Annotated in this window: 9 protein-coding genes and 1 riboswitch; all 9 genes read right to left on the bottom strand. The window is 71.0% G+C overall.

Annotation, left to right across the window (positions count from 1 at the left end; translation table 11 throughout):
• Positions 1-105: 105 nt before the first annotated feature.
• Positions 106-735: an ECF transporter S component gene (locus AC1DY2_RS10195; protein WP_476762319.1), complete on the bottom strand. Its 630-nt coding sequence runs from the start codon at positions 733-735 to the stop codon at positions 106-108.
• Between the two features lie 37 nt (positions 736-772).
• Positions 773-882, bottom strand: a riboswitch (TPP riboswitch).
• 88 nt (positions 883-970) lie between these two features.
• The gene (locus tag AC1DY2_RS10190; RefSeq protein ID WP_476762318.1) at positions 971-1345 is read right to left on the bottom strand and encodes a hypothetical protein; all 375 of its coding nucleotides are present in this window, start codon (positions 1343-1345) and stop codon (positions 971-973) included.
• A 30-nt stretch (positions 1346-1375) separates the two neighbouring features.
• Positions 1376-2665, bottom strand: a complete 1290-nt coding sequence (locus AC1DY2_RS10185) for a DNA polymerase IV (protein ID WP_476762317.1) — start codon at positions 2663-2665, stop codon at positions 1376-1378.
• A 73-nt stretch (positions 2666-2738) separates the two neighbouring features.
• Positions 2739-3416 (bottom strand): hypothetical protein, encoded by a 678-nt coding sequence (locus tag AC1DY2_RS10180; protein WP_476762316.1) that lies wholly within the window; start codon positions 3414-3416, stop codon positions 2739-2741.
• Positions 3417-3504: 88 nt separating this feature from the next.
• Positions 3505-5025 carry an Asp-tRNA(Asn)/Glu-tRNA(Gln) amidotransferase subunit GatB gene (gene gatB, locus AC1DY2_RS10175; protein ID WP_476762315.1) on the bottom strand — a complete coding sequence of 507 codons (1521 nt, stop codon included), beginning with the start codon at positions 5023-5025 and terminating at the stop codon, positions 3505-3507.
• Entirely contained in the window at positions 5025-6557 is a 1533-nt protein-coding gene (gatA, locus tag AC1DY2_RS10170; protein WP_476762314.1) for an Asp-tRNA(Asn)/Glu-tRNA(Gln) amidotransferase subunit GatA, read from the bottom strand. The genes gatB and gatA overlap by 1 nt, the downstream gene beginning before the upstream one ends.
• On the bottom strand, positions 6554-6856 hold the full coding sequence (gatC, locus tag AC1DY2_RS10165; RefSeq protein WP_159603436.1) for an Asp-tRNA(Asn)/Glu-tRNA(Gln) amidotransferase subunit GatC: 303 nt from the start codon (positions 6854-6856) through the stop codon (positions 6554-6556). The genes gatA and gatC overlap by 4 nt, the downstream gene beginning before the upstream one ends.
• A gap of 86 nt (positions 6857-6942) precedes the next feature.
• A complete protein-coding gene (locus tag AC1DY2_RS10160) occupies positions 6943-8727 on the bottom strand; it encodes an alkaline phosphatase family protein (protein WP_476762313.1) in 1785 nt (594 codons plus the stop codon).
• A 16-nt stretch (positions 8728-8743) separates the two neighbouring features.
• Positions 8744-8950, bottom strand: a 207-nt coding sequence (locus AC1DY2_RS10155) for a BRCT domain-containing protein (RefSeq protein ID WP_476762312.1), incomplete at its 5' end; no start/stop codon positions are given.

Genomic DNA, 8950 nt, shown 5'->3' with positions numbered 1-8950 from the left:
GGTCGAGGCCGTGCACGGCGGCGTCACGCCGTCCGCCGTGACGCCAGCCCCACCCCCGCGCGGTCACCGCCGCCGGACGCGTCGACGCGTCGAGCGTCGTCATCGTCAGACCGTCCGGAGCTCGCGTCCCGCGGCGAACCGGTCGAGGGCGCCCGCCCGTGCGAGCCCCCGGACCGCGAGCCAGGAGAGCCCGCCCGCGATGAGGGCACCGCCCACGACGGCCGAGATCGTGTAGACGATCGTGAAGGTGGGTGCCGCTCCGGCGTACCAGAGGACGAGGTCGTTGACCGCCATCGCGAGACCGGCGCCGGCGCCGGCGAGCAGCACGACGGGCAGCCGCCAGTTGCGGTAGAGGAAGATCGCGAAGACGAGCTCGGCGCCCAACCCCTGCACGAGGCCGGCCTCGATCGTGAGCAGGCCTCCCCACTGGCTGCCGATCAGTGCGGAGACGATCGCCGCGACGAGCTCCGTGTAGAGCGCGGCGCCGGGCTTGCGGATCACGAGCGCGCCCAGCACGCCGGCCACCAGCCAGAGCGCTGCCGGGGCGGCCTGCAGCCCGGGAAGCAGCGCCTCGATGGGTGCGGAGATGGGACCCCAGACGACGCCCCATGCCCAGAAGACGACACCGACGGCGACGCCGATGACGCTCGCGACCACGATGTCGACGACCCGCCAGCGGAGTCGTCGCCCATCGGGACGCACGGTCGAAGTGGTGGAAGTGACGGTTGCGTGCACTGTCGTGCCCTTTCAGTTCGAGGAAAGAGGCACGGGATTCGAGATGCGCTGCCCTCCCTGCGCTGGCATGACCCAGATCAGGTTCGACGGTCGAAGGTTGAGAACCTTCCTCTCAGCCCGGCTCACCGGACTCCCGTGTTCGACATCAGAGTATACGCTCGCGCACGCCAGCGGCGACGTGACGACGCCGCGGGACGCGCCGTGACCGACGAAGTGGCCGGCGGCTACCCGGCGATCAGTGCTTCAGCGCGCGGATGATCGCCTTCAACGCCTTGCCGGTCACCCAGACGAACGGCGTGGCGACGAGGATGAGCCCGATGAGGTTCGGCTCGAAGCGCACCTCGCCACGGCGGCCGACGTATGCGCCGAGCGGAATGGAGATGCCGCCACCACCGCCGCCGCTGCCCTGACCGTGGAGCTCTCGCGAGCCGCCACCGGTCGCGCTCGTGCCGGCGTCGGCGTCGGTCGTGCCTCCGCCACCGCCGAACCCATAGGCGCCGAGTGCGACGGGAATCACCTTCGTGCCATCGATGTCGACCGCCTCGCCGTAGGACGTCTTCACGCCGACACCGGAGACGGTTCCTGCAAGGTCCAGAACGAGTTCAGCCATGCGAGCCACGCTACTCGCGGATGCCTCGTGCTACCAGCCCCACCCGGCGGCCGCAGCAGCGGCTTCGTCGTCGTCGGGGCCGGGCCGAGTGCGTCCGCCACGGCGTTCCGCGGCCGGGCGTACGAGTGTCGCCGGACGCACCGCGCCCGTGCCGAACTTGGCGGTGACCTCGTCGATCGTGCGTTCGGCGTCGCGCCACTCCTCGTCGGGGTCCCACAGCATCGCGCCGCTTCCCGACGGGCCGAGGTGCTCTGCGCGCACCCCGATGAGGCGCACGCGGGCGCCATCGCCGATGAGCTCGCCGAGGGCGTCGGACGCCTCGTCGTAGATGCGCCGCGCGACGTCGGTGGGCTCCGCGAGCGTGCGCGAACGCGTGACCGTGCGGAAATCGCCGTAGCGCAGCTTGAGCGTCACGGTGCGCCCGACGAGCCCGGCCTTGCGCAGTCGCACGGCCACATTGCTCGAGAGCCGCAGGAGCTCCCGACGGATCTCGACGGGGTCGACGAGGTCATGACCGAACGTGTTCTCGTGCCCGATGCTCTTCTCGACGCGAGTGGTGTGCACGTCGCGTGGATCGACGCCGTTCGCCAGCCTGCTGAGCTGTGCCGCCAGCGCCGGCCCCACGGAGCGCTCGAGCGCGTCGTAGGGCATGGCCGCGACATCGCCGACGGTTCGCAGCCCCAGGCGGGTCAGCGATTCCTCAGTGACCCGGCCGACGCCCCACAGCGCCGACACCGGGAGCGGGTGCAGGAACTCGATGGTCTGCGCCGCCGGCACGACCAGCATCCCGTCGGGCTTCGCACGGCTGGAGGCCACCTTCGCCACGTACTTCGTCGCGGCCACCCCGATCGAGCAGGTGAGGCCGGTCTCGGCGTGCACGCGGTCGCGGATGGTCCACGCGATCTCGGCAGGACTGCCGTGCAGGCGCCGGGCACCCGACACGTCGAGGAACGCCTCGTCGATCGAGAGCGGCTCGACGAGCGGCGTGAGCTGCTCGAAGATCGCCATGACCTGCTTCGAATACCTCGCGTATCTCGCGTAGTCACCCCGCAGCACGATGGCGTTGGGGCAGCGCTGGAGGGCGATGGACATCGGCATCGCCGAATTGACGCCGTAGCGGCGCGCCTCGTAGCTCGCAGCCGAGACGACCCCGCGGCCCGCCGTGCCTCCGACGAGTACCGGCTTGCCGCGGAGCTCGGGCCTCGAGAGGAGCTCGACGGAGACGAAGAAAGCGTCCATGTCGACGTGCAGGATCGGGGTCGCCGAATCGTCGACGGGGCCGCTGGTGACCTGCCTCGACGAGCCGTCCTGCTTGCTCATGGTGCGACCCTAACCCGTGCCGCCGTCATCGAGGGCGATGCCCGGCCAGCGTGGGCGGCTGGGCGGGGTCGGATCAGAACCCGAAGTCGCCACCGCCGAAGTCGCCGCCCCCGAAATCACCGCCGCCTCCGCCGAAGTCGCCACCATACCCGCCGCCGTCGTACCCACCGCCGTCGTAGCCGCCGCCGTCGTACCCGCCGCCGTCGGCCGACGCGTCGCCACCGGCATCCGCTCCAGCGTCGCCGGCACCGTCGGCGGAACCGTCGGCACCCGCGTCGAAGCTCGAGGCGTCGGGCAGGAACGCCTGCGCGATGGCGGAGCCGATCACGACGCCCGCGATGGTGCCGAGCATCGAGCTGCCGATCATGGAGCCCATGGAGGGGCCGGCCTGCATCGGTCGCCCAGTGGCCGACGTGCCGGCGAAGGCGCGCTCCATCGTGCCCGGCTGGCGCAGCTCGGCCCGAGTGGCCGCACGGGCCAACGTCGTCGGATCCTCGGACGCGATGCGCTCACCCGGTGGCGCCTGCTCGGCGAGGGACTGGTACACCTGATGGCGCTGCTCGGGCGTCAGCTTCGCGAACGCCTCGGCGTGCACCGCCTCGATCGACTCGGGCGGCGCCGTTCGCAGCAGGTAGCGGTAGCGCTCGATGGCCAGTTCATCCTCGCTCAGCTGCCGCTGCGGCGGCGCCGGCCGCGAGGGCGGCGCGGGTCGCTCGTCGGGTGCGCCGAACAGTCGGTCGAAGAAGCCCATGGTGTCCTCGTCAATCGCTCAGGGACCACCCAATGTACGGGCGGCAGCACCAAGGCCGCTGTGAGTCGCCGGGCCGGCGGACGACAGGCTAGGCGCCGTCGCCCGCCCGCTCGAGCACGAGTTCGCGCACGCGCGCGGCATCCGCCTTGCCCTGCATCGCCTTCATGACCGCGCCGATGACCGCACCGGCGGCCTGCACCTTGCCGTCGCGGATCTTCGCGAGCACGTCGGGCTGCGACGCGAGCGCCTCGTCGATCGCGGCCACCAGGGCCCCGTCGTCGGAGACCACGGCGAGCCCGCGGGCGTCGACGATCTGCTGCGGCGATCCCTCGCCCGCGGCGACGCCCTCGAGCACCTGGCGGGCGAGCCGGTCGGTGAGCGTGCCGGCCTCGACCAACACCGCCAGCTCGGCGACCTGCTGGGGCGTGGCCAGCGACGCGGCATCCGTGCCCTTCGCATTCGCGACGCGGGTGAGCTCACCGGTCCACCACTTGCGCGCCRCCGCGGGTGAGGCACCCGCGGCGACGGTCTCGGCGACCTCGACGAGCAGGCCGCCGTTCAGCACGTCCTGGAACTCGAGGTCGGTGAAGCCCCACTCGGCCTTCAGCCGGCGACGGTGCGCCGCCGCCGGCTCGGGCAGCTCGGCGCGCAACTGCTCGATGAGCTCCCGCGACGGCTCAACGGGCAGCAGGTCGGGCTCGGGGAAGTACCGGTAGTCGTCGGCGTCGGACTTCGGTCGTCCGGGGCTCGTCGTGCCGGTGTCCTCGTGCCAGTGCCGGGTCTCCTGCGTGATGGTGCCGCCCTTGGCGAGGATCGCCGCCTGACGCTGGATCTCGTACCGCACGGCACGCTCGATCGACCGGAACGAGTTCACGTTCTTCGTCTCGGTGCGCGTGCCGAGCTTCTCGGCGCCACGCGGCCGGAGCGACACGTTCGCATCGCAGCGCAGGTTGCCGCGCTCCATGCGGGCCTCGGAGATGCCGAGCGAGATCGCGATGTCGCGGATCGTCGAGACGTACGCCTTCGCCAGCTCGGGGGCGTCGGCCTCGGCGCCGAAGATCGGCTTCGTGACGATCTCGACGAGCGGCACGCCGGCGCGGTTGTAGTCGACGAGCGAGTACTCGGCACCCTGGATGCGCCCCGTCGAGCCGCCCACGTGCGTGAGCTTGCCGGCGTCCTCCTCCATGTGCGCGCGCTCGATCGGCACCTGGAAGACGCGGCCGTTCGGCAGCTCGACCTCGACCGAGCCCTCGTAGGCGATGGGCTCGTCGTACTGGGAGATCTGGTAGTTCTTCGCCAGGTCGGGGTAGAAGTAGTTCTTGCGCGCGAAGCGGCTCGACGCGGCGATCGAGCAGCCGAGCGCGAGTCCAAGCGAGATCGACGAGCGCACCGCATCGCCGTTCACGACGGGAAGCGAGCCCGGYAGGCCCAGGCACACGGGCGTGATCAGCGTGTTCGGCTCGGCGCCGTGGTACTTCGAGTTCGCCGGGTTGGGCGCCGGCGAGAACATCTTCGTCTCGGTGTTCAGCTCGACGTGCACCTCGAGCCCGATCACGGGCTCGAAGAGCTCGAGGGCCCGGTCGTAGTCCATCAGTTCAGCGCGGGCCATCAGACGGCGCCCTCCTCGGTCGYGAGCAGTTCATGGGAGCTGAGGTCGGGGAGCCCGTCGAGGATCGGCCGGCCCCACTCGGCGAGCAGCAGCCGCTCGAGCGCGCCGCCCACGTTGTAGAGGCGGGCGTCCTCGCGCGCCGGCGCGAGGAACTGGATGCCCACCGGCAGGCCGTCCTCGGGCGCGAGCCCCGCGGGGATCGAGATGCCGGGCACGCCCGCGAGGTTCGCCGGGATGGTCGCGACGTCGTTGAGGTACATCGCGAGCGGGTCGTCGAGCTTCTCGCCGAGCTTGAACGCGGTGGTCGGCGCGGTGGGCGTGGCGAGGACGTCGACGTTCGCGAACGCCGCGTCGAAGTCGCGCTGTACGAGCGTGCGCACCTTCTGCGCACTGCCGTAGTAGGCGTCGTAGTAGCCGGCCGACAGCGCGTAGGTGCCGAGGATGATGCGGCGCTTCACCTCGGGGCCGAACCCGGCCTCGCGCGTGGCCGCCATGACCTGCTCGACCGTGCCGCCGCCGTCGGGCGTCACGCGCAGGCCGAAGCGCACCGAGTCGAACTTGGCGAGGTTCGAGGAGGCCTCGGCCGGAAGGATCAGGTAGTAGGCCGCGATCGCGTACTCGAAGTGCGGGGCGGAGACCTCGACGATCTCGGCCCCGTTCCGCTCGAGGAGCTCGAGCGACTCGTGGAACCGCTGCCGCACGCCCGCCTGGAAGCCGTCGGAGTCGAGCTCCTTGACGACGCCGATGCGCAGGCCCGCGACATCCGCCCGGCGCACGGCGTCGGCCATCGACGGCCATGCCTCGGGGATCGACGTCGAGTCGTGCGGGTCGTGGCCCGCGATCACATCGTGGAGCAGGGCCGCGTCGAGCACCGTGCGGGTGACCGGGCCGATCTGGTCGAGCGACGAGGCGAGCGCGATCGAGCCGTAGCGGCTGACGGCGCCGTAGGTGGGCTTCACGCCGACGGTGCCGGTGACGTGCGCCGGCTGGCGGATCGAGCCGCCCGTGTCGGACCCGAGYGCCAGCGGCGCCTCGAAGCTGGCGACGGATGCCGCGGAGCCGCCGCCCGAGCCGCCCGGGATGCGCTCGAGGTCCCACGGGTTGTGGGTGGGGCCGTACGCGGAGTGCTCGGTGGAGGAGCCCATCGCGAACTCGTCCATGTTGGTCTTGCCGAGCGGCACCAGTCCGGCCTCGCGGACGAGCCGCACCGGGGTGGCGTCGTAGGGCGGGATCCACCCCTCGAGGATGCGCGAACCGGCCGTCGAGGGCATGCCCTCGGTGACCAGCACGTCCTTGATGGCGATGGGAACGCCCGCGAGCGGGCCGAGCTCCTCGCCGGCCGCCCGGCGCCGGTCGACCTCGGCGGCGGTCGCGAGGGCGCGCTCGGTGTCCACGTGGAGGAACGCGTGGACGGCGCCGTCGACCGCGGTGATGCGATCGAGGTGGGCCTGGGTGGCCTCGACCGACGAGACCTCCCCGGCGGCCAGGCGTTCGCCGAGGTCTGCGGCGGACAGGCGGATCAGGTCGCTCACTGCTCCTCCCCCAGGATCGCCGACACCACGAAGCGCGAGCCGTCGGACTCGGGGGCGCCAGCGAGCGCCTGGTCGACCGTGAGCACGTTGTCGCCCACCACGTCGTCGCGGAAGACGTTGTGCATCGGGATCGGGTGGCTCGTCGGCGGCACGTCGGGCGTGGCCACCTCGCTCACCTTCTCGACCGCCTGCATGATCTGGCCGAGCTCCGCCGTGAGGTGCTCGATCTCTTCCTCGGTGAGCGCGATGCGGGCGAGGTTCGCCAGGTGCGCGACCTGCTCCGCATTGATTTCGGACATGCTGCTCCGTCGTGTCGGGATGGGGATGGACCGATTCTATCGGTGGGGGCGGAGTTCGCTCGGCGGCGGCTCCGCCGCGGCCCCCGCTACGGCTTGCCGAACAGGCCCACGCCGTACTTGTGCAGCAGCTCGTAGGCGTCGGCGTAGGTCTGGGGCACCGGGTCGTCAGGCGAGCCGTACTTGGCGATCAGCAGGCCCAGCAGTCCCTGCGCCGGGGGGCTCAGCGGCTTGTCCTTGTGCGCGTTCGCCGGATGCGGCGCCTCGGCCTGCGGGTTCGGCGGAATGTACTGCGGGGTCGTCGTCGGCCAGGTGACCGGCTGGCGCGGCGTGTCGAGGTTCACCACGTTGAAGAGGTCCTTCGCGTCGGCGTCCCGCCTCGTCAGTGGGTCGAGTCCGTGCAAGCGCGACAGCGTGGCGATGACCGCCGCGTGATGCATCTCATCGTGCACGACCGTGCCGGCACGGGTGAACGCAGACACCGCGATCGCGGGCACGCGGCATCCGAGCCGGTCGAATCCGAAGCCCATCTCGCCCTTCGAGCCGTCGTGGGGCGGGGTCGCCTTCGGCGGCGTGACGTGGTCGTACGTGCCGCCGTGCTCGTCGAACGTGATGAGGAACATGGTGTTCATCGCATTTGAGCCGGTGGGCGACGCGCTCGTCCTGATCGCCTCGTAGACCTGGTGCACCAGCGCCTCTCCGGCGCGCACGTCGGAGATCGCCGAGTCGACCACGTCCTCCCCCGCCACCACGTCTTCCTTCAGCTTGCCGACCGGCGGGTGGAAGTCGTTGTGGTTGTACGTCATGCGCGGCTCGATGAACGCATAGGCCGGCAGGCGACCCTCGCGCACGTCGTCGTAGAACTGGTTCATCGTGGCGAAATGCGCGGTGCGCCAATAGCGCTCGAGCGAGGGAGAGTGCAGCACGCCGGTGAACGAGACGAGCTGGAGCTCGTCGAAGTAGATGCGCCACGACACCCCGGCGTCTTCGAGCCGGTTGAAGACGGTGGGGGCGGCCGGCGCGTCGAGCCACTTGTCGTAGCCGCCGCCCTGCTCGTTGGTCACGAACCCGTGCGACGTCGACGCATGGAAGAACGAGCGGTTGCAGAAGGTCTGCGACGGCACCGCGCAATGCCAGTGGTCGTAGACCGCGAAGTTCTTCGCGAGCGTTGAGAGCACGGGCAACATCTGGGGCGAGAACGAGCCCATGATGTGCTTCGCCTCCTCGGGCGAGGGCGCCGCGCCCTTGCGGAGCGTCGTGAAGTGGTTCCAGTAATCGGTGAGGAAGCCCGACATGGCGCCCTCGGCTGACTTCGGCGGCGTGTTGTAGGGCGCCTTCATCTCGTGCATCTCGGCGGTCGCGTTGCTCGCCGGGTCGATGGTGCCGAACAACTGCGTGTTCACATGCGGGAAGGCCTCGCCGGGGTCGGGGTTCGGTCGGCCCATGATCTCGTCGGTCGTGCCCTCGTACACGTGCGCCGCCACGACCGTGCCGTCGGGCGCCGTGTTCTGGTAGTCGCCGAACGCCAGACCCTCGAACGTCTCGCCGTCGGGCAGGTCGTCGGCCGTGTAGAGGTAGCCGAGCAGGTTGTCGAACGAGCGGTTCTCGCCCATCAGGACCACGAGGTGGTCGAACCCCGCCTTCTGCGGCGCGGCGAGCGGCACGAACTCGTCGACGCCCCGCGAATAGCCGATCGAATGGCCCACCGCCGCGCCGGCCGCGCCGCCGGCCACCGCGCCCGCGGCCGCTGCCCCGCCGATCCGCAGGAACTCGCGACGGGACGCTCCGGTACGGCCAGCGGAATCGCCGTCGTCGGCCTCATGAGCCGTGCCACCATCGGCGATCTCATCGGGCCTGCTGTCCTCGTCGCCCACGGTTCCCCCTCCGCACTCAGCTCTCGATCGCTGCCGGTCCTTCGGCGACCAGCCGCGCGAACTGCGCGGCATCGATCACCCGAAGGCCGAGCGCCTCGGCCTTCGTCAGCTTGGAGCCCGCGCCCGGCCCGGCTGCGACGAAGTCGGTGTTCTTCGACACGCTCGACGCGGCCTTGCCGCCGGCCGCGATGATCGCCTCCTGTGCGCCCTCTCGGGTGAACCC

It is taken from the genome of Agromyces sp. P1_H4, from assembly GCF_056405255.1.
Note: the sequence above shows the minus strand (reverse complement) of the source record. Positions and strands in the feature narration are given on the sequence as shown.

Excerpts from the sequence above, each read along its gene's own strand:
- AC1DY2_RS10190 (WP_476762318.1), bottom strand. The coding sequence starts at position 1,345 with ATGGCTGAACTCGTTCTGGACCTTGCAGGAACCGTCTCCGGTGTCGGC.
- AC1DY2_RS10185 (WP_476762317.1), bottom strand. The coding sequence starts at position 2,665 with ATGAGCAAGCAGGACGGCTCGTCGAGGCAGGTCACCAGCGGCCCCGTC.
- AC1DY2_RS10180 (WP_476762316.1), bottom strand. The coding sequence starts at position 3,416 with ATGGGCTTCTTCGACCGACTGTTCGGCGCACCCGACGAGCGACCCGCG.
- gatC (WP_159603436.1), bottom strand. The coding sequence starts at position 6,856 with ATGTCCGAAATCAATGCGGAGCAGGTCGCGCACCTGGCGAACCTCGCC.